This window comes from Pseudomonas sp. C9D1 (genome assembly GCF_056491235.1).
Map to the genome: position 1 here is coordinate 67,780 of NZ_JBSZIE010000004.1, position 26,242 is coordinate 94,021.

General features: G+C 67.3%; 17 protein-coding genes and 6 pseudogenes. 12 read left to right on the top strand and 11 right to left on the bottom strand.

Annotation, left to right across the window (positions count from 1 at the left end; all coding sequences use genetic code 11):
• The first annotated feature begins 20 nt into the window (after positions 1–20).
• From ACXI0U_RS30690 to ACXI0U_RS30700, 3 pseudogenes are all read left to right on the top strand, one after another.
• Positions 21–678 (top strand): annotated as a pseudogene (locus tag ACXI0U_RS30690) (CoA transferase subunit B).
• 108 nt (positions 679–786) lie between these two features.
• Positions 787–1,964: pseudogene (locus ACXI0U_RS30695) on the top strand (acetyl-CoA C-acetyltransferase).
• A gap of 283 nt (positions 1,965–2,247) precedes the next feature.
• Positions 2,248–3,666, top strand: a pseudogene (locus ACXI0U_RS30700) (short-chain fatty acid transporter).
• A 321-nt stretch (positions 3,667–3,987) separates the two neighbouring features.
• On the opposite strand, the pseudogene ACXI0U_RS30705 reads toward ACXI0U_RS30700, so the two are convergent.
• From ACXI0U_RS30705 to ACXI0U_RS30730, 6 genes and pseudogenes are all read right to left on the bottom strand, one after another.
• A pseudogene (locus tag ACXI0U_RS30705) lies at positions 3,988–4,895 on the bottom strand (hydroxymethylglutaryl-CoA lyase).
• 163 nt (positions 4,896–5,058) lie between these two features.
• Positions 5,059–7,000: pseudogene (locus ACXI0U_RS30710) on the bottom strand (acetyl/propionyl/methylcrotonyl-CoA carboxylase subunit alpha).
• A 70-nt stretch (positions 7,001–7,070) separates the two neighbouring features.
• Positions 7,071–7,868, bottom strand: a complete 798-nt coding sequence (locus ACXI0U_RS30715; protein WP_479551329.1) for a gamma-carboxygeranoyl-CoA hydratase — start codon at positions 7,866–7,868, stop codon at positions 7,071–7,073.
• Between the two features lie 91 nt (positions 7,869–7,959).
• Positions 7,960–9,567, bottom strand: a complete 1,608-nt coding sequence (locus tag ACXI0U_RS30720; RefSeq protein WP_479551330.1) for a carboxyl transferase domain-containing protein — start codon at positions 9,565–9,567, stop codon at positions 7,960–7,962.
• Positions 9,568–9,660: 93 nt separating this feature from the next.
• Positions 9,661–10,824, bottom strand: a complete 1,164-nt coding sequence (locus tag ACXI0U_RS30725; protein ID WP_479551331.1) for an isovaleryl-CoA dehydrogenase — start codon at positions 10,822–10,824, stop codon at positions 9,661–9,663.
• A gap of 43 nt (positions 10,825–10,867) precedes the next feature.
• Positions 10,868–11,263 (bottom strand): MerR family transcriptional regulator, encoded by a 396-nt coding sequence (locus ACXI0U_RS30730; RefSeq protein WP_021218137.1) that lies wholly within the window; start codon positions 11,261–11,263, stop codon positions 10,868–10,870.
• Positions 11,264–11,497: 234 nt separating this feature from the next.
• On the opposite strand from ACXI0U_RS30730, the gene ACXI0U_RS30735 reads away from it, so the two are divergent.
• The 6 genes and pseudogenes from ACXI0U_RS30735 (at position 11,498) to ACXI0U_RS30760 (ending at position 19,168) form a co-directional block, all read left to right on the top strand.
• Complete coding sequence (locus ACXI0U_RS30735; RefSeq protein WP_479551332.1) at positions 11,498–13,387, top strand: sigma-54-dependent Fis family transcriptional regulator; 1,890 nt, start codon at positions 11,498–11,500, stop codon at positions 13,385–13,387.
• A gap of 614 nt (positions 13,388–14,001) precedes the next feature.
• Positions 14,002–15,729: an ABC transporter ATP-binding protein gene (locus ACXI0U_RS30740; protein WP_479551333.1), complete on the top strand. Its 1,728-nt coding sequence runs from the start codon at positions 14,002–14,004 to the stop codon at positions 15,727–15,729.
• A complete protein-coding gene (qhpE, locus tag ACXI0U_RS30745) occupies positions 15,719–16,390 on the top strand; it encodes a subtilisin-like serine protease QhpE (RefSeq protein ID WP_265168280.1) in 672 nt (223 codons plus the stop codon). The genes ACXI0U_RS30740 and qhpE overlap by 11 nt, the downstream gene beginning before the upstream one ends.
• Positions 16,383–17,673: pseudogene (qhpG, locus tag ACXI0U_RS30750) on the top strand (flavin-dependent monooxygenase QhpG). The gene qhpE and the pseudogene qhpG overlap by 8 nt, the downstream one beginning before the upstream one ends.
• A gap of 83 nt (positions 17,674–17,756) precedes the next feature.
• Positions 17,757–18,572, top strand: coding sequence for a protein phosphatase 2C domain-containing protein (locus ACXI0U_RS30755; RefSeq protein ID WP_431484082.1), 816 nt, complete (start codon positions 17,757–17,759; stop codon positions 18,570–18,572).
• Between the two features lie 104 nt (positions 18,573–18,676).
• Positions 18,677–19,168: a hypothetical protein gene (locus tag ACXI0U_RS30760; protein ID WP_479551334.1), complete on the top strand. Its 492-nt coding sequence runs from the start codon at positions 18,677–18,679 to the stop codon at positions 19,166–19,168.
• Positions 19,169–19,244: 76 nt separating this feature from the next.
• Here ACXI0U_RS30760 and ACXI0U_RS30765 read toward each other — a convergent pair whose 3' ends face one another.
• Positions 19,245–20,081 (bottom strand): AraC family transcriptional regulator, encoded by an 837-nt coding sequence (locus ACXI0U_RS30765; protein ID WP_479551335.1) that lies wholly within the window; start codon positions 20,079–20,081, stop codon positions 19,245–19,247.
• 275 nt (positions 20,082–20,356) lie between these two features.
• A complete protein-coding gene (locus tag ACXI0U_RS30770) occupies positions 20,357–21,181 on the bottom strand; it encodes a suppressor of fused domain protein (protein ID WP_479551336.1) in 825 nt (274 codons plus the stop codon).
• Between the two features lie 169 nt (positions 21,182–21,350).
• On the opposite strand from ACXI0U_RS30770, the gene ACXI0U_RS30775 reads away from it, so the two are divergent.
• A complete protein-coding gene (locus ACXI0U_RS30775) occupies positions 21,351–21,899 on the top strand; it encodes a hypothetical protein (RefSeq protein ID WP_479551337.1) in 549 nt (182 codons plus the stop codon).
• A gap of 12 nt (positions 21,900–21,911) precedes the next feature.
• Here the strand turns inward: ACXI0U_RS30775 and ACXI0U_RS30780 are convergent, their stop codons facing one another.
• Both ACXI0U_RS30780 and ACXI0U_RS30785 read right to left on the bottom strand, forming a co-directional pair.
• Entirely contained in the window at positions 21,912–22,442 is a 531-nt protein-coding gene (locus ACXI0U_RS30780) for a hypothetical protein (RefSeq protein ID WP_479551338.1), read from the bottom strand.
• Positions 22,443–22,544: 102 nt separating this feature from the next.
• A complete protein-coding gene (locus ACXI0U_RS30785; RefSeq protein ID WP_037021380.1) occupies positions 22,545–23,003 on the bottom strand; it encodes an Rrf2 family transcriptional regulator in 459 nt (152 codons plus the stop codon).
• A gap of 163 nt (positions 23,004–23,166) precedes the next feature.
• On the opposite strand from ACXI0U_RS30785, the gene ACXI0U_RS30790 reads away from it, so the two are divergent.
• Both ACXI0U_RS30790 and ACXI0U_RS30795 read left to right on the top strand, forming a co-directional pair.
• Positions 23,167–24,057 carry an NAD(P)/FAD-dependent oxidoreductase gene (locus tag ACXI0U_RS30790; protein ID WP_479551339.1) on the top strand — a complete coding sequence of 297 codons (891 nt, stop codon included), beginning with the start codon at positions 23,167–23,169 and terminating at the stop codon, positions 24,055–24,057.
• Between the two features lie 14 nt (positions 24,058–24,071).
• Complete coding sequence (locus ACXI0U_RS30795) at positions 24,072–24,749, top strand: class I SAM-dependent methyltransferase (protein ID WP_479551340.1); 678 nt, start codon at positions 24,072–24,074, stop codon at positions 24,747–24,749.
• 114 nt (positions 24,750–24,863) lie between these two features.
• Here the strand turns inward: ACXI0U_RS30795 and ACXI0U_RS30800 are convergent, their stop codons facing one another.
• Positions 24,864–26,072 carry a hypothetical protein gene (locus ACXI0U_RS30800; RefSeq protein ID WP_479551341.1) on the bottom strand — a complete coding sequence of 403 codons (1,209 nt, stop codon included), beginning with the start codon at positions 26,070–26,072 and terminating at the stop codon, positions 24,864–24,866.
• Positions 26,073–26,242 lie beyond the last annotated feature (170 nt).

Here is a 26,242-nt window from a genome sequence, read left to right on the forward strand (position 1 = left end):
AACAAGATGAGGCCTTTGAAATGGCACTGACCCGCGAACAGATGGCCCAGCGCGTGGCCCGCGAACTGAAGGACGGCTACTACGTGAACCTGGGGATCGGCATCCCCACGCTGGTGGCCAACTACGTGCCCGAGGGCATGGAAGTGATGCTGCAATCCGAGAACGGCCTGCTGGGCATGGGCGCCTTCCCCACCGAGGACGAAGTCGACGCCGACATGATCAACGCCGGCAAGCAGACGGTCACCGCCAGCAAGGGCGCGGCGATCTTCGACTCCGCCGAATCCTTCGCCATGATCCGTGGCGGCCACGTCGACCTCACGGTGCTGGGCGCCTTCGAGGTGGACGTGCAGGGCAACATCGCCTCCTGGATGATCCCCGGCAAGCTGGTCAAGGGCATGGGCGGCGCGATGGACCTGGTGGCCGGCGCCGACAACATCATCGTCACCATGACCCACGCCTCCAAGGACGGTGAGTCCAAGCTGCTCAAGCATTGCAGCCTGCCGCTCACCGGCAAGCTCTGCGTCGCGCAAGGTGCTCACCGACCTGGCCTACCTGGAGATCGAGGACGGCGCCTTCATCCTCCGCGAACGCGCCCCCGGCGTCAGCATCGAGGAGATCGTCGCCAAGACCGCCGGCAAGCTGATCGTCCCGGACGACGTGATCGAAATGAGCTTCTGATTGCTCTTCCCGCCTCGCGGACGAAACGCCACGCACGCTTCGTCCGCGGGGCGGTCTTTTGTTCATCGGCCAGGCCCAGTGCGGCGTGGCCCCGCAGGAGATCCGCGCATGCAAGACGTCGTCATAGTCGCCGCTTCCGCACCGTCGTCGGCAGCTTCAGGGCTCGCTGGCCCACATCCCCGCCCCCGAGCTGGGCGCTGCGGTGATCCGCCAGTTGTTGGCCCAGACCGGGCCTCGATGGCGCCCAGGTGGATGAAGTCATCCTCGGCCAGGTGCTCACCGCCGGCTCCGGCCAGAACCCTGCACGCCAGGCCGCCATCCTCGCCGGTCTGCCCCACGCCGTGCCGGCCATGACCCTGAACAAGGTCTGCGGCTCCGGCCTCAAGGCCCTGCACCTGGCCGCCCAGGCCATCCGCTGCGGCGACGCCGAGGTGATCATCGCCGGCGGCCAGGAGAACATGAGCCTTGCGCCCTACGTCATGCCCGGCGCCCGCACCGGCCTGCGCATGGGCCACGCCAAACTGGTCGACACCATGATCCAGGACGGCCTGTGGGACGCCTTCAACGACTACCACATGGGCATCACCGCCGAGAACCTGGTGGAGAAGTACGGCATCAGCCGTGAAGCCCAGGACGCCTTCGCCGCCGCCTCCCAGCAGAAGGCCTGCGCGGCCATCGAGGGCGGGCGCTTCAAGGACGAGATCACCCCGATCCTGATCCCGCAGAAGAAGGGCGACCCCGTCGCCTTCGCCACCGACGAGCAGCCCCGTGCCGGCACCACCGCCGAATCCCTGGCCAAGCTCAAGCCAGCATTCAAGAAGGACGGCAGCGTCACCGCCGGCAACGCCTCCAGCCTCAACGACGGCGCCGCCGCCGTGCTGCTGATGAGCGCCGAGAAAGCCAAGGCCCTGGGCCTGCCGGTGCTGGCGCGCATCGCCGCCTACGCCAATGCCGGTGTCGACCCGGCGATCATGGGCATCGGCCCGGTTTCCGCCACCAAGCGCTGCCTGGAGAAGGCCGGCTGGAATCTCGGCGAGCTGGACCTGATCGAAGCCAACGAAGCCTTCGCCGCCCAGGCCCTGTCGGTGGGCAAGGAGCTGGGTTGGGAGGCCGAGAAGGTCAACGTCAACGGCGGTGCCATCGCCATTGGCCACCCCATTGGCGCCTCGGGCTGCCGCGTGCTGGTGACCCTGCTGCACGAGATGATCAAGCGCGATGCGAAGAAGGGCCTGGCGACCCTGTGCATCGGCGGCGGGCAGGGCGTGGCCCTGGCCATCGAGCGTTAAGCGTCCAGTCGGGCCGAGGAACCCGGCCCGACGCATCACCCGGCCCAGCCTCCCGTGCTGGGCTCCGTTGCGCCCGGTGACGACCTCCGGATAGAGGTCACGCCGGGAATTGCATCACGCACCGCACCGCTCACCGAGCGGGGCAAGACGCATTCCACGCCCTGGGCGTGGTGTCGTCGTTTCAGGCAAACAGGGGGCAAAGACCCCCGTGCTGGTTCCAACCCTTATCCGGTGCCCGGCCCCGGCCGTGCCATGCCGACAAGAATAAAAGTGAGGTAGACCGATGGTCACGCAACTCGAAGAAAGCCGTTCCGCCCGTTTCGCCATGCGCTGCTCAGCCTGGGCCGAGCGCTGGTTCCCCGACTCCTGGGTATTCGCCGCGCTCGCGGTACTCATCGTCACCGTTGCCGTGTTGGCCATGGGGGCGCCCGTCAGCTCCACGGCCAAGGCCTTCGGCGATGGGTTCTGGAGCCTGATCCCCTTCACCATGCAAATGGCCTTCGTGGTCATCGGCGGCTATGTGGTCGCCAGCTCCGGCCCGGCATCGCGGCTCATCGACCTGCTGGCGCGGGTGCCGAAGAATGGCCGCACCGCAGTGGCCTGGGTGGCGCTGATCTCCATGGTGGCCTCGCTGCTCAACTGGGGCCTGTCCCTGGTGTTCGGCGGCCTGCTGGTGCGCGCCCTGGCCCGCCGTGAAGACATCAAGATGGACTACCGCGCCGCCGGTGCCGCCGCCTACCTGGGCCTGGGCGCCGTCTGGCCCTGGGGCTGTCGTCGTCGGCCGCGCAGCTGCAGGCCAACCCGGCCAGCCTGCCGCCGTCGATCCTCGCCATCACCGGCGTCATCCCCTTCACCGAGACCATCTTCCTCTGGCAGTCGGGCGTGTTGCTGCTGGCGCTGGTGCTGGTGTCCCTGGCCATCGCCTACATGACTGCGCCCAGCGCCGCCAGTGCCCGTGATGCCAAGGCCTGTGGCGTGGACCCGAGCTTCACCGCGCCGCCCCAGCCGAAGCCGACCCGCCCGGGCGAGTGGCTGGAGCACAGCCCGCTGCTGATCATCATGCTGGTGGTGCTGGCCGGCGGCTGGCTGGCCCAGGAGTTCGCCAGCAAGCCGGCGATCACCGCCATCTCCGGGCTCAACACCTACAACCTGCTGTTCATCATGGCCGGCGCGCTGCTGCACTGGCGCCCGCGCAGCTTCCTCGACGCCGTGGCCCGCGCCGTGCCCACCACCACCGGGGTGCTGATCCAGTTCCCGCTGTACGGCTCCATCGCCGCGATCATGACCACGGTGAACGGCGGCGACGGCCAGACCCTGGCGCACCACATCTCCACCTTCTTCGTGCAGATCGCCTCCCACGACACCTACGCGCTGCTGATGGGCGTGTACTCCGCCGTGCTGGGCTTCTTCATCCCCTCCGGTGGCGGCAAGTGGATCATCGAGGCGCCCTACGTGATGCAGGTGGCCAACGAGCTGCGCTACCACCTGGGCTGGTCGGTGCAGATCTACAACGCCGCCGAAGCGCTGCCGAACCTGATCAACCCCTTCTACATGCTGCCGCTGCTGGGTGTGCTGGGCCTGAAGGCGCGCGACCTGATCGGCTTCTCCTTCGTCCAGTTGCTGGTGCACATCCCGCTGGTGCTGGTGCTGCTGTGGGCGCTGGGCAGCACCCTCGGAATACGTGCCGCCGGTCATGCCGTGACAGGGGAGAGGCGTAGGAGCGGTTTCAACCGCGAAGCTTTGGGTTAGCCCGATCGCGAATGAATTCGCTCCTACGGGGGCGGCACGGTCTGTAGGGCGGGTGAAACCCGCGTCGCCTTCTGCACGGAATTGCCGGGTTGCACCCGACCTACGGCGGATTGCGGTTGTGGGAAGGCCGGTAGCCCGGGCTTCAGCCCGGGAGCGGTGTTGGACAAGTCCCCGGACTGAAGTCCGGGCTACGGATGTGGGAGCGGTTTCAACCGCGATGCTTTTGGGGCAGCCCGATCGCGAATGAATTCGCTCCCACCGGAGCCGGCAGGGCTCAGCTGCGCTTCGCCAGGAGCGCGCGGGCGACGCGGGAGCCGTTTTCCTTGCCGAGCACGGTGCAGATGCGTTGGCCCGCGTCCACCAGGCGATCCATGTCGATGCCGGTTTCGATGCCCATGCCGTTGAGCAGGTAAAGCAGGTCTTCGGTGGCGACGTTGCCGGTGGCGCCCTTGGCATAGGGGCAGCCGCCGAGGCCGGCGACCGAGCTGTCGAACACGGCGATGCCTTCCAGCAGGCCGGCATGGACGTTGGCCACGGCTTGGCCGTAGGTATCGTGGAAATGCCCGGCGAGGCGTTCGCGCGGCACCTTGGCACCCACCACTTCGAACAGGTGGCGGGTGGCGCCAGCGGTGCCGGTGCCGATGGTGTCGCCGAGGGAGACTTCGTAGCAGCCCATGGCGTCCAGCTGGGCGGCGATGGCGGCGACCTGCTCGGCCGGCACCTCGCCCTCGTAGGGGCAGCCCAGTACGCAGGAGATGTAGCCGCGCACGCGGATGCCGCTGGCCCGTGCCGCGTCCATCAGCGGCACGAAGCGTTCCAGGCTCTCGGCGATGGAGCAGTTGATGTTCTTCTGCGAGAAGGCCTCGGAGGCGGCGGCGAACACCACCACTTACGTTCACCCCGGCCTCCAGGGCGACCTCGAAGCCTTTCATGTTCGGCGCCAGGGCAGCGGATGGTGACGTCCGGGCGGTAGCTGATGCCGGCGAACACCTCGGCGCTGCCGGCCATCTGCGGCACCCACTGGGCGAGACGAAGCTGCCCACCTCGATGTAATCGAGGCCGGCGGCGGAGACATCGCCCACCAGGCGCACCTTGTCGGCCACGCTAATAGGGTTGCTTCTCGTTCTGCAGGCCATCGCGTGGGCCGACTTCGACCAGGCGGACCTTCTTGGGAATCGTCATCGCGTCTTCTCTCTCATTCATCGGTCTTCGTGGCCTGATGGGTTTCGGGTGCCGGACTCATGGAATGCTATGAACGTAGGATGGGTAGAGCCCCGCGAAACCCATCGCGGAGTTGATGGGTTTCGCTTCGCTCTACCCATCCTACGGACCTACGGAGGTGGGCTCACGCCTCTTCCAGCTCCACCAGCGCGGTGCCTTCGGCGACCAGTTCGCCTTCGCTGCAGTACAGCGCCTTGACCGTACCGGCGTGGGGCACGCGGGTGTGTGCTCCATCTTCATCGCCTCCAACACCACCAGGGCGGTGCCGGCTTCCACGGTTTGGCCGGCTTCCACCAGGATGCGCACGATACTGCCGTTCATGGGCGCCGTCAGCCCTCCGTGGTGGGCGTGGGCGGGCCTGGGCCTCGGCCACCGGGTCGACCTGCTCGACGCGTTGCAGCTCGCCGATCCATTCCAGGTAGAGGGCGTTGCGACGGCGGATCGCCAGGCGCTGGCGGGTGATGCCGTCCTGCTCCTGCCACAGACGTTCGCCGTCCAGGCGCAGGGTGCTCGGCGCGGTGCCGCGCAGGCGCACCAGATGGCGTTCGTCGCCGCAGGCCAGGTGCAGGTCGGTCTCGCTGGGCAGGCCGGGGCGCCAGCCGTCGTTGCGGCTCCAGGGCGAATGCGGGTCGTCCTCGCGCAGGCGTGCGGCGCTGCCCTGGCGGAAGGCTTCGGCGGCGGCCTGCCAGAACAGCTCCGGGCGCGCGGCGGGGGCGGGCAGCAGCTGCTCCTGGTGGCGGGCGATGAAGCCGGTGTCCAGCTCGGCGGCGGCGAAGGCGGGGTGGGCCAGCACGCGGCGGAGGAAGGCCAGGTTGGTGGCGAAGCCGCCCACGGCGGTTTCGTCGAGCGTGGCCAGCAGGCGCTGGCGGGCTTCCTCGCGGGTTTCACCCAGGCGATCAGCTTGGCCAGCATCGGGTCGTAGAAGGGCAGACCTCGTCGCCCTCGGCGACGCCGCTGTCCACCCGGCGGCCGGGGCCGGCGGCGGGTTCGCGGTACAGGGCGAGGCGGCCGCTGGCGGGGAGGAAGTCCTGTTGCGGGTCTTCGGCGTAGAGGCGCACCTCGATGGCGTGACCGTTCAGCGGCACCTGCTCCTGGGTGATGGGAAGCGTCTCGCCACGGGCGACGCGGATCTGCCAGGCCACCAGGTCCAGGCCGGTGATGGCCTCGGTGACCGGGTGCTCCACCTGCAGGCGGGTGTTCATCTCCATGAAGAAGAAGTCGCCGCGCTCGTCGAGGAGGAATTCCACGGTGCCGGCACCGACGTAGCCGATGGCCTGGGCGGCGCGCACGGCGGCTTCGCCCATGGCACGGCGCAGCTCGGGGCTGAGGCCGGGGGCGGGGGCTTCCTCGACCACCTTCTGGTGGCGGCGCTGGATCGAGCAGTCGCGCTCGTTGAGGTACAGGCAGTTACCGTGGCGGTCGGCGAAGACCTGGATCTCCACGTGGCGCGGCTTGAGCACGTACTTCTCCACCAGCATGCGCGCGTCGCCAAAGGCCGACTGGGCTTCACGCTGGGCCGAGGCCAAGGCTTCGCCCAGTTCGGCCTCGCGCTCCACCACCTTCATGCCCTTGCCGCCACCGCCGGCGGCGGCCTTGAGCAGCACCGGGTAGCCGATGCGCTCGGCGGCGGTACGGAAGGTCTCCAGGTCCTGGGCCTCGCCGTGGTAGCCGGGCACCAGGGGCACGCCGGCTTCTTCCATCAGCGCCTTGGCGGCGGACTTGCTGCCCATGGCGTCGATGGCGCTGGCCGGCGGGCCGAGGAACACCAGGCCGGCGGCCTCGATGGCGCGGGCGAAGGCGGCGTTCTCGGAGAGGAAGCCGTAGCCGGGGTGGATGGCCTGGGCGCCGCTGGCCTGGGCGGCAGCGATGATGTGCTCGGCCCGCAGGTAGCTTTCCGAAGGCTTGGCGCCGCCCAGGTTCACCGCCATGTCGGCCTCGCGCACATGGCGGGCGTTGCGGTCGATTTCGCTGTGCACGGCCACGGTGTTCAGGCCCAGGGCCTTGGCGGTGCGCATCACCCGGCAGGCGATTTCGCCACGGTTGGCGATCAGCAAGGTTGTAATCATTATTCTGCTCCTTTAGCGAGCTGGGGGCTAATGCTGGCTGCGATTGCTTCCAGCTTCGGGCTTCCAGCTTCTAGCTGTTCGTTTGCCACCCCGGCTTACGTTTTTCCAGAAAGGCATTGAGCCCTTCCTGCCCTTCGGGGCTGACGCGGATACGGGCGATGGCGTTCTCGGTGTAGCGGCGCAGGTTGGGGCTGAGCTCGCCGTTGCCGACCTCACGCAGCAGGTCCTTGCTCACGCGCATGGCCTGGGGGCTGTTGAGCAGCAGGTTGGCGGTCCAGTCCTGCACCGCCTGCTCCAGTTCCTCCGCCGGGTAGCACTCGGCGAGCAGGCCAAGTTCGCGGGCGCGCTCACCGCTGAAGCGCTCGGCGGTGAGGGCGTAGCGACGGGTGGCGCGCTCGCCGATGGCCTGGACCACGAAGGGGCTGATCACTGCCGGGGCCAGGCCGATGCGTACTTCGGACAGGGAGAACTGCGCGTCGCTGGCGCCGATGGCCATGTCGCAGCAGCTGATCAGGCCCAGGGCGCCGCCGAAGGCCGCGCCCTGCACCACGGCGAGCGTGGGCACCTTGAGCTGGTAGAGGCTGTACATCAGCTCGGCCAGCTCGCGGGAGTCGTCCAGGTTGGCGTTGTAGTCGAGGCGCGCGGACTCCTGCATCCAGGCCAGGTCCGCGCCGGCGGAGAAGTGCCGGCCCCGGCCGCGCAGCATCAGGAAGCGCACGTTGGCGGCGCTCTTGACGGCTTCGAGGGCGAGGATCAGCTCACGGATCATGCCGGCGTTGAAGGCGTTGTTCTTCTCCGGGCGGTTGAGCCAGAGGGTGGCGACGCCGTTGTCGGCGAACTCCAGTTGCAGGGTGTCGAAGTCGGTCATGGGATTCCCCAGCTGCACGTTTCAAGCGGCAAGCTGCAAGTGCGAGCCGCGTCTCTTGAAGCGTGCGGCTGGCAGCTTGCGGCTGGTTTTTTCACATCCGGAACACGCCGAAGGTGGTCGGCTCGATCGGCGCGTTGAGAGCGCTGGAGATCGCCATGGCGAGCACCTCGCGGGTCTGTGCCGGGTCGATCACGCCGTCGTCCCAGAGCCGTGCGCTGGAGTAGTAGGGGTGCCCCTGGCGCTCGTACTGGTCGAGGATCGGCTGCTTGAGGCGCGCCTCGTCCTCGGCGCTGAACACCTGCCCGGCGCGTTCGCTCTGCTCGCGCTTGACCTGGGCCAGCACGCCGGCGGCCTGCTCGGCGCCCATCACGCCGATGCGTGCGTTGGGCCACATCCACAGGAAGCGCGGGTCGTAGGCACGGCCGCACATGCCGTAGTTACCGGCGCCGAAGCTGCCGCCGATGATCACGGTGAACTTGGGCACCTTGGCGCAGGCCACGGCCGTGACCAGCTTGGCGCCGTGCTTGGCGATGCCGCCAGCCTCGTACTTCTGGCCGACCATGAAGCCGGTGATGTTCTGCAAAAACAGCAGCGGGATGCCGCGCTGGCAGGCCAGTTCGATGAAGTGCGCGCCTTTTTGCGCGGCTTCGGCGAAGAGGATGCCGTTGTTGGCGAGGATGGCGATCGGGTAGCCGTTGAGGTGGGCGAAGCCGCACACCAGGGTGGTGCCGAACAGGGCCTTGAATTCATCGAACTCGGAGCCGTCCACCAGGCGCGCGATCACCTCGCGCACGTCGAAGGGCTGCTTGGCATCCGCCGGGATCACCCCGTACAGCTCCTGCGCCGCGTAGCGCGGCAGCAGCGGCTGGCGGTGGTTGAGCTGGCCGAGCTTGCGCCAGTTGAGGTTGGCGATGCTGCGCCGGGCCAGGGCCAGGGCGTGGGCATCGTCTTCGGCGTAGTGGTCGGCGACGCCGGAGGTCTTGCAGTGCACGTCGGCGCCGCCCAGGTCCTCGGCGCTCACCACCTCGCCGGTGGCGGCCTTCACCAGCGGCGGGCCGGCGAGGAAGATGGTGGCCTGGTTGCGCACCATGATGGTTTCGTCGCTCATCGCCGGCACGTAGGCGCCGCCGGCGGTGCAGGAGCCCATGACCACGGCTATCTGCGGGATGCCGAGGGCGCTCATGTTGGCCTGGTTGAAGAAGATGCGGCCGAAGTGCTCGCGGTCGGGGAAGACCTCGTCCTGGCGCGGCAGGTTGGCGCCGCCGGAGTCCACCAGGTAGATGCAGGGCAGGCGGTTCTCCCGAGCGATGGCCTGGGCGCGCAGGTGCTTCTTCACCGTCAGCGGGTAGTAGGAGCCGCCTTTTACCGTGGCGTCGTTGGCCACGATCATGCATTCGACGCCTTCCACGCGGCCGATGCCGGCCACCACGCCGGCGGCGGGTACGTCCTCGCCGTACACCTCGTGGGCGGCCAGCTGGCCGATCTCGAGGAAGGGCGAGCCGGGGTCGAGCAGGCGGTTGATGCGCTCGCGGGGCAACAGCTTGCCGCGCGAGGTGTGGCGTTCCTGGGCCTTGGCGCCGCCGCCTTCATGGACGCGCGCCAGCAGCTCGCGCAGCGCGTCGACCTGCTCGCCCATGGCCGCGGCGTTGGCGGCGAAATCGGGGGAGCGCGGATTCAGCTGTGTAGTGAGAATGGTCATTCGGGGCTCCGCGAGCTTGAAGCCGGAAGCTGGAGGCTGGAAGAGGGCAGTGCATGCGTCCGGCTTCCAGCTTCTGGCTTCCAGCTAGTTCGTTTACTTGGTTTCGTTAAACAGCTCGCGCCCGATCAGCATGCGGCGGATCTCGCTGGTGCCGGCACCGATTTCATAGAGCTTGGCGTCGCGCAGCAGGCGGCCGGCGGGGAATTCGTTGATGTAGCCGTTGCCGCCGAGGATCTGGATCGCGTCCAGGGCCATCTGGGTGGCGCGCTCGGCGGTGTAGAGGATCACCCCGGCGGCGTCCTTGCGGGTGGTCTCGCCACGGTCGCAGGCCTGGGCCACGGCGTAGAGGTAGGCGCGGCTGGCGTTGAGCTGGGTGTACATGTCGGCGACCTTGCCCTGGATCAGCTGGAACTCGCCGATGCTCTGGCCGAACTGCTTGCGGTCGTGGATGTAGGGCACCACCACGTCCATGCACGCTTGCATGATCCCGGTGGGGCCGCCGGAGAGCACCACGCGCTCGTAGTCGAGGCCGCTCATCAGCACCCGGACGCCGCCGTTGAGCACGCCGAGGATGTTCTCCTCCGGCACTTCCACGTCATCGAAGAACAGCTCGCAGGTGTTGGAGCCGCGCATGCCCAGCTTGTCGAACTTGTTGCTGCGGGAGAACCCCTTCCAGTCGCGCTCGACGATGAAGGCGGTGATGCCGTGGGGACCCTTTTCCAGGTCGGTCTTGGCGTAGATCACGTAGGTGTTGGCGTCGGGGCCGTTGGTGATCCAGGTCTTGCTGCCGTTGAGCACGAAGCGGTCGCCCTTGCGGTCGGCGCGCAGCTTCATGGAAACCACGTCGGAGCCGGCGTTGGGCTCGCTCATGGCCAGGGCGCCGACGTGCTCGCCGCTGATCAGCTTGGGCAGGTACTTGTGCTTCTGCTCGGCGGTGCCGTTGCGGTTGATCTGATTGACGCAGAGGTTGGAGTGGGCGCCGTAGGAGAGGGCGACCGAGGCGGAGCCGCGGCTGATCTCCTCCATGGCGACCACGTGGGCCAGGTAGCCCAGGCCCGCGCCGCCGAATTCCTCGGGCACGGTGACGCCGAGCAGGCCCATCTCGCCGAACTTCTTCCACATGTCCATGGGGAAGGCGTTTTCGCTGTCCACCTGGGCCGCGCGGGGCGCCAGTTCGGCGGCGACGAAGGCTTTCACCTGCTCGCGCAGCATGTCGATGGTGTCGCCGAGGGCGAAGTTCAGGCTCGGGTAAGTCATGGTTCCACCTGTGCTTGTGATTGTCGGGAAACGGGTTGTCGGGTCAGGCGCTGGCGCCCTGTTTCTTGGTTTCGGCGAGGGCGGCCAGGCAGCGTTCCTCGGCGGTGTCCAGCTCCAGCTGCATCTGCTGGATGTCGAGCAGTTGCTGTTCCAGCTGCGCGCGGCGGGCGGCGATCTTCTCCATGAAGGTCTCCAGCTGCTTGCGGTTGCCGCTGCTCGGGTCGTAGAGGTCGATCAGCTCCTTGCACTCGGCGAGGGAGAAGCCGATGCGCTTGCCGCGCAGGATCAGCTTCAGCGCCACCAGGTCCTTGGGGCTGTAGATGCGTTCCTGGCCCCGGCGTTCGGGGAAGAGCATCTCCTGCTCCTCGTAGAAGCGGATGGCGCGGGTGGTCACATCCAGTTCGCGGGCGAGGTCGGAAATGCTGTAGGTCTTGGACATGGAAACGGGCTCGGTTGTGTTTACCTTTACGTTAACGTAAACCTGTGCGAACCTGCCTGTCAACGCTCGTCACGGTCGTTCCGCTGGCCTCTTCTGGCGCGAAGATTGCTCGCCATGCCAACGGACGACACGACTCTTTACGGCGCCGAAAGGCGGGTGTAGACATTCTGGGCGACCCTGCCGCCGGCTTCCCCACGAGAGGGCAGGCGAGGAGGGCGCTGGAGTACGGATGACATGCGAATAACAAGAAATGACGATGTCCTGCGGCAATCCCGCCTCGCCCGCCTGCGTTTGCAGAACGAAGGCGACCTCCCTGATGGCGTGCTGCGCGAGGAGATCGACGCCTCCTGGCGGCGCAGCCTCGGCCACGGGCTCGACTGCCTGGAAGGCGACGGCGCGGGCATCGAGCAGCTGCGCGACCTCGACCTGCTGCTGGCGGGCAACCGCCTGCTGATCGACGCCGCCACCCCCGAACTCGAATACCTGGTGCGCCAGCAGGGGCAGGGCGGCCTGGTGATACTCGGCGACGCCCAGGCCAACGTGCTGGCCATCGAGGGGCAGACCGACGCCCTGCAGCTCGCCGGCCTGCGCGACCTGCGCCCGGGCAGTTGCTGGAGCGAGTCCCTGCGCGGCACCAACGCCCTGGGCACCGCCGTGGTCGAGGGCCGACCGACCCTGATCAACAGCGGCGAGCATTACCTCGACCGCCTCAGCCGCTTCGCCTGCACCTCGGTGCCGCTCAAGGACCCCCACGGCCGGGTGGTCGGCGTCATCGACCTGACCCGCGAAGGGCACCTGGCCGAGCCCCGCGACAGCTTCGCCACGTTGCTGCTGGCGGCCGGCAATATCGAGAGCCGCCTGTTCGGCCTGACCTATCCGCAACAGTTGGTGCTGGCCTTCCATTCCCGCCCGCAGTACCTCGGCTCCGTCTGGCACGGCCTGCTGGCCCTGAGCCTGGACGGCGAACTACTGGCCGCCAACGACCAGGCCTGCCACCTGCTGCGGGTGGAGCGCCAGGCGCTGGTGGGCCACAGCTGCGAGGAATTGCTCGGCGCCCGCGCCTCGGGCTTCCTCGCGCGCCTGCTGCAAGGCGGCGTGAGCAGCGTACAGACCCCACGCGGCGAGTTCTTCTTCCGTGCCCTGCAGCTGCCCCGGCACATCGGTGTCGCCTCGGCGGCACCGGCCAGGCCGACCGCCACGCCCGCGCCGGAGCTGGAAGCCCTGGCCGGCGGCAACGCGCGCCTGGCCCGTGCCCTGCGCATGGCCCGCCAGGGGCTGGCCGGCGAGTTGCCGGTGCTGCTGCTGGGCGAAACCGGCACCGGCAAGGAAGTGGTCGCCCGTGCGCTGCACCAGGCCAGTGCGCGGGCGGGCAAGCCCTTCGTCGCGGTGAACTGCGCGGCGATCCCCGAAGGGCTGATCGAATCCGAACTCTTCGGCTACCGCGAGGGCGCCTTCACCGGCTCGCGCAAGGGCGGCATGGTCGGCCGGGTGATGCAGGCCCAGGGCGGCGCGCTCTTCCTCGACGAAATCGGCGACATGCCCCTGGCCCTGCAGGCGCGCCTGCTCCGCGTGCTGCAGGAACGCCGCGTCGCGCCCCTCGGCGCCGGCGAGGAACAGGAGCTGGATATCGCCGTGATCTGCGCCACCCACCGCGATCTGCAGCGCCTCGTACAGGGTGGCCAGTTCCGCGAAGACCTCTACTACCGGGTCAACGGCGTCAGCCTGCGTTTGCCGTCCCTGCGTGAGCGTGACGACCTTGCCACTCTGATTACCGAGGTGCTGGCGCGCCTGGGCGAGCCGGCCGTGAGCCTGGACCAAGACCTGACCGAACTGCTCACCGGCTACGACTGGCCGGGCAATATCCGCCAACTGGAGATGGTGCTGCGCTCTGCCCTGGCCATGCGCGAAAACGGCGAAAAGGAGCTGGGCCTGGACCACCTCACCGACAGCCTGCTGGACGAGCTGACCAGCAGCCGGCGCCAGCCCGGCAGCATCCGCGAGAACGAGCTGGAGCTGATCCGCAGCGCCCTGGAGCGCCACCAGGGCAACGTCTCCGCCGCGGCCGACGCCCTGGGAATCAGCCGCGCGACGCTGTATCGCAAGCTGAAGCAGCTGAGGGGATGAGTCTGTTCCATGCAGGAGCACATTGTTCTTGTAGGGGCGAATTCATTCGCCAAGGGCAACGTAGTTGCCCCGTTGGCAGCCCTCCGGCCTGCTGGGCGAATTCATTGGCTCTGTCTGCGTTAGCTGTTGTGGTTTTAATGCAAGCGCTCAAGCACGGTACTTTCCGGGCGCCCAAGGATTCGTGCCACCTCCACCGCATGGGTTTCGCTTCGCTCTACGCCATCCTACGAACGTGCGCTGGGTTACTGCGCACATCAATGTGAGGGTTCGAGCGAAGGAGGTGGAGCAGCCGCCAACGCCCCTCCAGGAGGCCGAACGCAGTCGTTGCGCCGGGGGACGAGCGGCATGGATGCCGCGAGGCGCGCCAGGCCATGGATGGCCCATCGCGCCGGCCCCCAGAGCAACGATGGAGTGAGGGAACCCGACGCAGTCGGGCCGGGATGATGGGGCAAGCGTTTTTGGTTCCTTTTTTGGCGATTGAAAAAAGGGACTCGCCCGGGTGGGCGAAACCAGAAACATCACCAGAGCTCGGCAATCAGCTGGACTCAAATCCTCTAGCAACACTTAACGCAGACAGAGCCAATGAATTCGCCCCTACAGTGTTTCTGTGCCTCATGACCCGCCTCCTGCTCAAGCTCGTCGACGCCAACGACCCTGACCTGCTGCGCCGCGCCCTGGCCTGGCTCTACGGCTTCGTCCGCCCCCACGGCCGGGCCATCGCCGTGCTGCTGGGGCTGTCCCTCTGCGCCAGCCTGCTGGTGCTGGCGCAGCCCTGGCTGACCAAGACGCTGATCGACGACGGCCTGCTGGCCCGGGATTTCGGCACCCTGGTGCTGGTGGCCCTGGCGATGATCCTGGTCGGCCTGCTCGGCACGGCGCTGTCGGGCATCAACCGCTACCTGCACACGCGGCTCTCGGGGCGCGTCCTCTTCGCCCTGCGTGATGACCTCTACCGCCACCTGCAGCAGCTGTCGCCGGCCTTCTTCGGGCGCAAGCGCCTGGGCGACATCCTGTCCCGGCTGGATGGTGACGTGGCGGAGATCCAGCGCTTCGCAGTGGACTCCCTGTTCTCCGCCGTCTCCAGCGTCATCGGCCTGGTGGGGGCGGTGGCGCTGATGCTGATGCTGTCCTGGCAGCTGTCGTTGCTGCTGGCGCTGCTGATCCCCATCGAGGTGCTCTGGCTGCGCTGGATGCGGCGCAAGGTGGAGCGCGAGGTGCGCAGCCTGCGCGAACGCTCGGCGGACGTGTCGTCCTTCCTGGTGGAAACGCTGCCGGCGATGAAGTTCATCCAGGCCGCCGGTGCCCAGCAGCGTGAATCGCGCCGCCTGGAGGGGCTGGGGCAGGGCTACATGCGCCAGCTGCTGCGGGTGCAGGTCACCGAGTTCTTCACCCATGCGGTGCCCGGCACGCTGACCTCGCTGTCCCGCGCCTGCGCCTTTCTCATCGGTGGCTACTGGGTGATCCAGGGCACCTGGCAACTGGGCGCGCTGATCGCCTTCTCCACCTACCTGGGCATGGCCGTGGGGCCGGTGCAGAGCCTGCTCGGGCTCTACGTCGCGCTGCAGCGCATGACGGTGAGCCTCGGCCGGGTGATGGAGCTGCAGCAGGAGCCGGTGACCGTGCGCCAGCCCGACGCGCCGCAGCCGATGCCGGAGGGCCGCGGTGCCTTGCGCCTGGAGGGCGTGCATTTTGCTCATGAGCAGCGTGCCGGCCTGCTGCTCGATGGTGTGGAGGCGGAGATCCCCGCCGGCCTCAAGGTGGCCATCAGCGGGGCGTCGGGCGCTGGCAAATCCACCCTGATCGACCTGCTGCAACGCTTCTACGACCCGGACCGGGGCCGCATCCTGCTGGACGGCGCCGACCTGCGCGAACTGGACCTGCTGGCCCTGCGCCGGCGCATCGCCGTGGTCAGCCAGGACATCGTGCTGTTCCGCGGCACCCTGGCGGAGAACCTCGCCTACGCCGCCCCCGATGCCAGCCGCGAAGCCGTCGAGCAGGTGGCGCGGCTGGCCCGCCTCGACGGCTTGATCGCGTCCCTGCCCCTGGGGCTGGACAACCCGCTGGGCGAGCGCGGCCAGCAGCTTTCCGGTGGGCAGAAACAGCGCATCGCCATCGCCCGCGCGTTGCTGCAGGACCCGCTGATCCTGGTGCTGGACGAGGCCACCTCGGCGGTGGACGAAGCCACCGAGCGCGACGTGATCGCCGCCATCGACCAGCTCTTCGCCGGGCGCACGCGCATCCTCATCAGCCACCGCGCCTCCACCTTGGCCGAAGCCGATCTCGCCTTCCGCCTGGAGCAGGGCCGCCTGCAGCGCCTGGAGCCGGTGAGCCATGAGCACTGAGCGGGCCATCGGCATCATCGACAGCGGCTTCGCCCCCGAGCAGGCCGCGCGGGTGACGCTGGCCCGACGCTTCTGGCTGGAGGGCGGCGAGCTGCAGGAAGGCGAGGCGCAGCCCGACATCCTCGGCCACGGCAGCCTGGTGCTGGATACCTTCGGCCGGTATGCCGGGCCCGCGCGCGTCTGCATGGCCCAGGTGTTCGGCGAGCGCTGGCAGACCAGCCCGTTGCAGGTGGCTGCCGCCCTGTACTGGCTGCTGGAGCAGGATGTGGCGCTGATCACCATGAGCCTCGGCCTGCGCAACGACCGCCCGGTGCTGCGCGAGGCCTGCGTACTGGCCCAGAGTGCCGGCGTGCTGCTCTGCGCCTCCAGCCCCGCCCAGGGTGAACCGGTGTACCCGGCCGGCTACCCGGGGGTGATCCGCATCACCGGCGATGCCCGCTGTGCCCCGGGGCAGTGGTCCTGGCTGAACAGCCCCCAGGCCGATTTCGGTGCCCCTGTCAGCGCCGCCAACGGCGCGGCCGGGGCGAGCATGGCCTGCGCTGCGCTGAGCGGAATCATCGCTGCCCACCTGCGCGAGCACCCCGGCGCCAGCCGCGAGGCGGTGCTGAACTGGTTGCACGAGGGCGCTGCCTTCACCGGTCCGGAGCGTCGCCATGGCTGAGATCGTCGTGCTCGGCGCCGGCCCGGCGGGCGCGGCGGTGGCCCTGGGGCTGAAGCGGCTGGGCTACCCGGTGCGGGTGGTCAGCGAGTGGCGGCGTTTCGCGGCGCTGGAGGGCGTGTCGCAACGGGTGCTCGAAGGCCTGCGTCATGCCGGCCTCACCCATGCGCTGGCCTGTGCCGATGCGCCGTCGCCACGGCGGGTTGCCTGGGGCGCTGGCAGCCAGTCGATCAACCACGAATGCCTGCTGGACCGGCCGCGCTTCGATGCGGCGCTGCGCGAGGACCTGGCCGCTGCCGGTATCGCGGTGCAGGAAGCGCGGGTGCTGCGGGTCGAGCCGCTGGAGCGTGGGCACCTCGTGCATCTCGACGGCGGCGCGCCGTTGCGTGCGGACTTCCTGGTAGAGGCCCGGGGTCGCCAGGCACCGCTGGCGGGGGGGGCGCCTGCGTGGGCCGGAAACCCTCAGCCTGCTCAATACCTGGCGCGATGCGCCGGGCCGCCCAGGCTCGGCGCTGGAAAGCCTGCCCGACGGCTGGGCCTGGATGGCACGGCTGGAAGACGGGCGTTGCTACTGGCAGATCACCCGCGACGCCCATGGCCTGCCGCCCAAGGAGCAACTGCCGGCCTGGTGCGCGTCGCGGCGCGGCGAATCCACCCTGGTGCGTGAGTTGTTCGGCGACGCCGCGTTGCAGGCGACCGAGCTGCACGCCCGCAGCAGCACCGCCATTCTCTTCAATGAAGCCAGTGGCCCCGACTGGCTGCGGGTGGGTGATGCCGCCATGGCGGTGGACCCGCTCTCGGGCAACGGCATCTTCCAGTCCCTGTCTTCCGCCTTGCAGGCGCCGGCGGTGATCAACACCCTGCTACAGCGGCCGGAGCGCACTGCACTGGCCCGGCGTTTCCACCAGCAGCGGGTGGAGCAGCTGTTCCTGCGCTTCGCCCGCACCGGCCGCGACTTCTACGCCATGGAACAGCGCTGGGCTGCACAGCCGTTCTGGCGAGAGCGCAGCACCTGGCCCGATGCCGAGCCGCTGCACGTACCGGCCGATATCAACCCGCTGCGTGTGGCGCGCGCGCCGGTGATCCAGGGCGACCTGATCGAGGAACGGGAGGTGGTGGTCACCGCCGATCAGCCCCTGGGCATATGGCACCTGGACGGCATTGCACTCGCACCCATCATCCAGGCGTTGCACGCCGGGCAACTGGCCGAGGCGCTGGCGGGTCTGGCGCCCGAGGCGCGGCGCAAGGTGCAGGGCTGGCTGCTGGGGCAGGGTTATCGGCCCTGATTCGTGCGTTTCCTGCCCTGCTCGGAATGTGCGAAGGCTAGAATGTGCCGCGCAGATTCAGCCTGGCCATTGAAGGGGACTCCATGCATTTCGACCTGATCCAGACCCTCAGCCTCGCGGGCAAGAACTCGGTTCCGAACGATGACCGCATCGGCAGCGCTGAGCAGCACGCCTGGGTCATCGACGGCGCCACCGACCTCGGCGAGCCGGGGCTCATGGGCGAGCGCGGTGGTGCAGCCTGGCTGGCCGGCGCGGCCCATCGCGCATTCGCCGGCGCCTCGGGCCCGCTGGCGGAACTGTGCGGTGGCGTGTTCGACCGCGTCGCCACGGACTACGGGCGTGATCGCCAGCGCGAGCCGGTCGCCCACTGGGAACTGCCCCGCGCCTCGCTCGCCGCGGTGGCCATTGAAGGCGAAAGCCTCGCCTGCGGCCACCTCGGCGATTGCGTCGTCATCCACCGCAGCGCCAGCGGCGTCGCCTTCCTCACCCCCGAGCCGAACCGCGACACCGAGCAGGCCGAAGCCGCCGCGCTGGGCCCGGGCACCGGCGCCGACAACGTGCGCAGCGCCCACGTGCTGGCCGACCGCCGCGCCGCCCGCGAACGCCCCAAGGCAGTGCTGAGCGTCGACGCCGAGCAGGCGAAGGCCGGCATGCACTACGCCCGCACGCCGCTGGCCAAGGGCGACGACCTGCTGCTGATGACCGATGGCTTCGCCGCGCTGTTCGACACCTACCGCCACTACGACGCCGCCACCCTGGTGGCCCGCGTGCTGGAAAGCGGCCTGCTGCCGCTGGCTGCCGAACTGCGCCGCATCGAACTCGAAGACGCCGCCTGCCTGCGCTACCCGCGCTTCAAGGCCAGCGACGATGCCTCGGTGATCTGGTTGCGGGTGGGGTAGGGCCCATAGGCCCTCGTAGGGCGGGTGAAACCCGCGATGCTCCGGAGCTCGCGCGGTGTTGCGCCAAGGGCCCGATTGATGCTGAAACGAAAGGATGAAGACGGATGCGTCTGGACCATGAGGCTGTTGGCCGGCCAATGAAGATTGTCTACTCGCTGCGGGACGAACTCCGTGAAAACCCGCAGCTCGTGGCTCAAGTACAAGCGTTGACGCTCAATCGTCAGAAGCCCGACATGGGGCTGAAAGGCGCTCACGGGCTCTATGGCTCTGATGAGTGGTGGCAGAGCATCGCGACAGGGCGAATCAAGACGCAGGTCACCACTGGCACCATCACCGAGTTGTATTTCGCCGGGCAGGACTCTCGGTGGGGCGATGAGGTCAATAGCTTCCGCATGAAGCTTGAGGACGGCTCCATAGTGGAGGACTCGATCTATCCGACCTTGAAGAGCGAGCGCCGCTTGTTCGTCGTCGGCGCGGTGGTGAGCGCTGTTCATGCCCTCGACAAGATGAAGCAGCAGCCTCGGTTCTTCGGCAGCCCGAACTACTTGAAGATCCTCCTGGAAATGGCCATTTCGCTTCCATCGCACAACGCCTGATGGCCCGCATGTCGGGCGGGTGAAACCCGCGATGGTCCTGTTCTCGGACCGTCGGGTTGCACCCGACCTACGGGACTTACCCGCGCCGCACCACCGGTACCCATACCTCGACGAATCCCGTGCCCTGCATCGGCTCGAAATCGGCGCTGTACTGCTCGAATTCCGGGGCGTCGGCGAAGGCGTGATCGGACTCGGGCAGCCACTTGTTGAAGATGGTGAGGAAGGTCTGGTGGATGGTCGAGATGTGGCCCAGGTGGCGGAACACGGCGTAGTCCTGCTGAGGCACCTTGAAGTGGCGCAGGGCGGGCGGTAGCCCTTCGATACGGGGTACCTCGACGCCGGCGATGTATTCGAAGCTGCCGTCCTCGCCCGGGTTGCAGCACAGCCCGTAGGTGACGTAGCTGGTCTGCCCGGGGATGTTGCCCAGGTAAGGCACGAAGGCCTGCCACAGGCCGACGATGCCCTCGTTCTTGTCGAAGGTGAAACGCTCGCCCAGGCCGGCGATGATGAATTCGGCGCGGGTTTCGTAGCGGGGTTCGGACAGTTCCACAAAGCTCATTTCTTTCATACGCAAGGCTTCCACCAATGACAGGCTGCCGTGCCCCTGTTCACGAACCTGCCGGGGCGTGGCCCCGAACAGGTCGCAGAAGGCACGCGTGAACGCTTCATGGGACCCATAGCCGGCACCGAGGGCGACATCGAGAATGTCGTGCTTGCCGTCGCTCAATGCCAGCGCCGCCTGGCTCAAGCGCCGGGCGCGTATGTAGCGCATCACCGACCAACCCGTGGCCAGGGAAAAGAAGCGCGACAGGGCGAAAGGCGACAGGCCGAACTGGCGCGCGACACGCCCGAGGTCCAGCTCGGAGCCCAGCTCCGTTTCGATGAACCACAGGACTTTCTCGATGCTTGGCATAGGTGCTCCTTGAAGACGGGGGCGACGTTAGCAGTGGAGCATGGTGGGGATTTGATCGTTCTTGCGGACTCTTTCCGAGCCGTTGCAGAACTCGCTGAAATTACGGTGGTTGCCTACCAGCCGTAATCGCCCATGGCGTTCCTGAACTGATCAGCCAGCTTGGTTCTGCAGTCGGATTGGTGCGTGCTCGCCCAGGCTCCGCCATAGGTCCGGCTCATCGAGCGGCAGAACTCGGCGCGGAACTGTTCCCAGTGTTCCTTGGCTGCTGCCAGTGCTCACACGACACTGTCACGCCCCAGTGCGCTTCTGTGGCCGACACCTGCAGTCTTCAGCCGTTGCAGCAGGTCCTGGCGTGCGTCGTAACCGCCAGCACGGACGTAGTCGAGCTCGGATGCGGTGATCAGCACAACGGGTACCAGGGTCACCGGGGATAGAGGCATGTCCTCCAGGTGGGTGGCGAAGTCCGGCTCGGGGCCACCCAGCAGGACGCCGATGCAGTCATCGTCGGTGACGAAGGCAGGCGGCAACTGTTCGCCCAGGTGATGGGACTGGCTGACTCCCGGGAGCTCCAGGGACAGCGCACCGTGCTGTTGCAGTTGCGCGGTGATGCCGCCGGCGTTCGCCACGGTCTTGGCCACGTTCTCCAGCAGCTCGAAAGCCCAGCTCTGCTTGAGCGGGTCGACTTCCCCCATTGCTCCTCGGGCGTGCTCGGGGATGTCAGGCGTGTCGATGAACAGTTCCATCTCGAAGCCGTTCACCGGCTCATCGCCGTCATCGAATGGCGACGACAGGCCATCGGTGGCGAGGAGGATGCTCCCGGCGCGGCGCACGACCCGATAGGCCTGGCGAGTGGAGGGCCAGTAGGGGCCGCCTGTGAAGCTGGGACTGATGAGGTAGGCCAGCACATCCCGCTCGACGGTCCCGATGCTTTGCCAGTGCAGATCCAGGCGTTCGCTACTGGCTTCCAGGGCCGCCTGCTTGGCCGCTTCGGCTTCGGTCATCTCATAAGGGGTTTCAGCGTTGCCGGGCGCTGGAGTTGCTGGCGCGTTTTCGGCAGCGGGTTGTTTCGATGATCCGAACAGCTTCCTGAAGAATTCCATGGGCATTCCCTGCGTTGGGTGGGTGGCTCGGAAGGGGCATTGTGAGGGGCGCGCCTGAGGATGGAAATAGCCGGGGGTGGGTTCCGTAACGGTGTTCTCATCGGTTGCGTTGAGTTGCTCCTGGCTGCACCATCCGTGCCCTTCAGGTGTAGGGGCAAGGAGGCAGTGCATGTACAAGTTGGGGCATCTGGTGGACGGTGAATGGGCGCCGTATCGGCACCCAGCGGTTTTTTCGCTTCCCGATGCGGAGGCGCACCAGCGGGTAGTGGTTGGCGTTCCAGGCTCTGATCCGGAGGTGATCCTGCGGCTTGCTCGTTGCCTGGAAGAACCGTTGTTGCTGCTTCATATCCTGCACACGGTTCGTGGCGAGGCCGAGCCGGCGCGCTACCAGAGCCCGGAGCTGTCTTGCTCTGAGATCGAAGCGTTCATCCGCGAGTTCAGGCCGTTCCTGGCGCATGACAGCCGCTTCGATCTGTGGATCCATTCACCGTCGCAACAGGCCACGCTGGCCTGGGACCGACACGACATGCTCTACGCCTACGGCCCGCTCGACGGCTATGTGGATGCGCTCAGGGAGCTTGGTTTCACTGAGGGTGAGCCCCAGGTCCCCGTGCCTCACGCGCACAACTACCACGCGACGTTCGACGGTATGTCCCGTGAGGTGGTGGAGTGGTGCGATTGGTGGAAGTCACCGCTGCGGCCCGAGGATGAGCAGTAGCGGCGCTGGCGGTCAGTCGCTCAGCTCGCAGGTAGCGGTGCCTTCGACGCCCGTCGCGTGCATGCTGACATGCCGTACGGCAAAGCCGGGTTGTTCGATTTTCATCTCCTTTGACCAGACGTCACCGCTGGCGACCTGATAGCTGATGGAGCCATCGCCGTGCCAGGCCAGGCGTAGCGTATAGGCACCCTTGTGGTCCGCGGTGGTAAGGATGTTGCTGCTGACGACCGGCTGTGCGGCATTGAAGGTACGAACGGAGAAGCTGCGCTGCCCCTTACCCGCAGGTGCACTGTCGAGAAACAGGGTGTTGTCTTCCACCTCATCCTCCGCTGCCGCGAGAATCACGCCGGGACTCCATTTCTCGCCGTATCGGTGATCGTCGATTTTCACGTCGCAGGACAATCTGCCCTGTTTCCCGACGTTCTGCTGGAAGAGGGTGCCGTAGTTCCCATAGGGGACATCGAACTCCATCGCGTGCTCCGATGCACTGCAGGCCAGTGAGAAACACAGGCTCGACAGCCCGATCAGGTTTACAGCGTTCATGACGGCTTCATTCCTTGAAATGGCGAATTCAGGGCGCGCAAGGCTACGTGTGTCACCTGTCCCGCACAATGCTCCCGGTACTCAAACCTCGGGGCGCCTGCATCAGCCTTCATGCCGCCCGTCGATCCCCCAGCCGCTCGCCTTGCACAGCACGTCGAAATCACGTGCCAGCTCCGCCAGGGTGATGGCGCCGAGGCGGTCGATGAGTAGCGCTTCGGCCTGGTTCAGGGCGTCTTCCAGGGCGGCGTTGACCACGCGCTCGACGGCGCATTCCGGGGTTTCGTTCTCGATGCCGATGGCGAAGATCCTCGGGCCGCCAACGGCGTTGTGGATGTCCAGCAGGGTGATGGTTTCCAGGTCGCCGGCCAGGGTCCAGCCGCCACCGTGGCCTTTCTCCGAACTCACATAGCCCGCCTGGCGCAGGCCGGCCATAGTGCGGCGAACCACCACCGGGTTGGTGTCCAGCATCCGGGCGATCTGCTCCGAGGTGAAGGGTTGGTCGTGGCGGGCCATGTGCAGCAGCACATGGAGCATGCGGGAGAGCCTGCTGTCCTTTCTCATTGCATTGCCTCTGTTGCGCCTTACGTCAGGTGAATCGGATAACGCCACTTTATAAGTTGCGTGAGAAAAAATCTTCGCTCTATCATGTAGCTCTAAAAGTTTCATGAGTTTCGGCCGGCCTTTCCGAGTCCCGGATGCCGGCGAGCAACGGAGGAGAGCAGCGATGCAGTACGACGTGATCATCATCGGCGGCAGCTATGCCGGCCTGTCGGCGGCCATGCCCCTAGCGCGGGCGCGCCGGCGCATCCTGGTGGTGGACGAGGGGTTGCGGCGCAACCGCTTCGCCGCCCATTCACATGGCTTCCTGACCCAGGACGGCAACGCGCCCGGCGCCATCGCCAGCCAGGCACGCGAGCAGGTGATGGCCTACGAGACGGTCGAGTGGCTCACCGGCAAGGCCGTCGCCGTTGCGCTGACGGCGCGGGGTTTCCGTATCGAGATCGAGGGCGAGGAGCCGCGCGAGGCGCGCCGGCTGATCTTCGCGGGCGGTGTCGTCGACCAGCTCCCCGAGATTCCCGGCCTGGCCGAGCGCTGGGGCAGCCGGGTGTTCCATTGCCCCTACTGCCATGGCTACGAGCTGCAGCAAGGGCGGATCGGTGTCATCGCCACCTCGGCCATGTCCATGCACCTGGCCTTGCTGCTGCCGGATTGGGGCAGCACGACGCTGTTCCTCAATGAGGCGTTTGAGCCCGACGCGGAGCAACTGGCCAAGCTCGCCGCGCGCGGCGTGACGCTGGAGCGCGAGCCGGTGCGCGGTCTCGAGGGCGAGCTGGATCTGGTGCTGCGCGATGGGCGGGTGATCAGCCTGGACGGGCTGTTCGTGCCCACCCGCATCGATGTCGCCAGCTCGCTCCCGGAGTCGCTGGGCTGCGAGTTCGACGAGGGCTTCTACGGGCGGATCATCCGCACCGACGCGATGAAGGCGACCAGCGTCAAGGGCGTCTACGCCTGCGGTGATGCGGCGCGGATGGGCGGCTCGGTGCCCTTGGCAGTGGGCGATGGGACCCTGGCCGGTGCCGCTGCGCATCAGTCACTGATCTTCGACAGCCACTGATCGCGGAGGCCCCTATGCAAGCGTTTTCCGATCCGCAAGCCGTCGCCCGTTACGCGGAGGGGCCTGTCCGCCAGGTGCCCGGGTTCCATGCCCTGCAGCAGATGACAGCCCTGCTGCTGGCCGAACGGGTGCCCGCACAGGGCCGGGTGCTGGTGCTCGGCGCGGGCGGTGGCCTGGAGCTGAAAGTATTCGCCCAGGCGCAACCCGGCTGGCGTTTCGTCGGGGTGGACCCCTCGGCGAAAATGCTCGCCCTGGCCCGCCAGACCCTGGGCGATCTCGATGCACGAGTGGTGCTGCACCAGGGCTATATCGAGTCGACTGCGCTGGAGCCTTTCGATGGCGCCACCTGCCTGCTCACGTTGCATTTTCTGCCGGAGGCGGAGCGCCTGCGCACGCTCCGGGAGCTGCTGCTACGCCTGAAGCCTGGCGCGCCGCTGGTGGTCGCCCATCACAGCGTTGCACAACCGCTTGAAGAGCGTACGCGCTGGCTGAGGCGCTACGCGGCCTTCGCCACGGCATCCGGGGTTCCCGCAGCCCAGGCCGAGAATGCGATTGCGGCCATCAGCGAACGTTTGCCGCTGCTTTCGCCCGAGCAGGATGAGGTGTTGCTGCGCCAGGCCGGTTTCGAGGGCGTGGAGCTGTTCTACGCCGGCTTCACCTTCAGGGGCTGGGTGGGTTACCGGCCCCTGTAAAAGCCTGGCTTGGTGAGGCCATGAGCGCGTCGATGTTTGGGGCGCGCAGGGACCTACCCAACGAAAAAGCCCATTCCGGAGAATGGGCTTTTTCGTTCGTTACCGCCGCTCGGCTCAGCCGATCAGCACATAGCCGAAGGGGTTGTGACGCAGGTCGCCCAGCGGGTAACCGAAGTCGGGGCGCTTCTTGTAGGGCGTGAGCGGCTCGCTGGCGTCTTCCAGGCCGAAGGTCGCCAGGAAGGCTTTCTCGAAGCGCGCGACCGAGTCGAGCTGCTCCTGCTCGGTGGGCTCCTCGTCCTCGCCGAAGGCGATCACGAAGTCCGGCAGCCCCAGGTTCTGCATACCGCAGCTGTAGAGCTTGTCGTCATCGCTGATGGGCTTGCGCACGAACATCTTGTACAGGGCCAGCAGCATGGATTTCTGGTCGCGCTGCTCCACGGCGTCGGTCATCTGGGTGATCAGCTCGCGCCAGCGCACGAGGCCGTGGGCGAGGCCGGCGGTCTCGATCTTGGCGGCGGTGATCATGCCCTTGTCGATCAGGTTGCCCAGGCAGCGCGCGGTCACCATCGCCACGGAGATGCGCGTGCGCTCGGAGAAGATGTTGCGCACGATGAAGTAGGCGGAGGCAGTGTGGTTCTCGATGTTCTCCCAGTCCTGGTCGGTCATCGAGGGCTCGGTGCGGTCCATGCAGGCGGAGTAGGAGCGGGGCATGCGGTCGTCGTTCTCCAGCTCGCTGAACTCGGGGTCCAGGCGATAGGTATCGACGAAAGCCGCAGCGGCCATTTCCTCGAATTCCGACTTGAGGGCATCGAAGGAATCCATGTTGCCCAGCACGTTGAGAATCATGGCCGGGGGCAGGCTGGCCTTGATGTTCGTCAGTTGCTCGTCCTTGGCGGCGATGTAGGCCTCCAGCGCCTCGAAGTACGTCACGGCGCTTTCCTGGATCGCCGCGCTCTGCTCGGCGATGGGGAAGGTATCGAGCGTGTCCTCGCCCTGCGCATCCACCTCATAGGGCTGGTAGCGCACCTCGTATTCGCGGGTCTCGTGGTCCACCAGCTTGAAGATGAAGTGGCAGTGGTCGCTGTGACCGTTCTTCGCGCCCGGGCTGTTGAAGTTCTCCACCGCAACGCGAATGCGGTGCTGGTCGAATACCACGAACGCTTCCGTCTCCTCGTCATCCCCGTGTTCGAGGGTCACCCACTCGTCGTTGTCGCCGCCTTCGATGTACGCGTGGAAGTGCTCTTCCACGTACTCCGAATTCAGCAGGGCCTGGATGCGGTCGTAATCGATTGCGGCGAGAGCGGGGCTCGGGGCGTTGGCCATGGTGCGTCCTTTCGGGCTCGTTTCGGCGGCTGCGGTGGCAGCAGATGATTTTGGGATGAGGTGTTGAGGCGGCAATTATCGGGGGAGCCAGGCAGGAAATTCTGTGAGAGAGGCCTGAATCCGTGGAGGAGGGGTGGCCGGTGGTCGGCGGGCCGGGTTTGTTGGGAGCG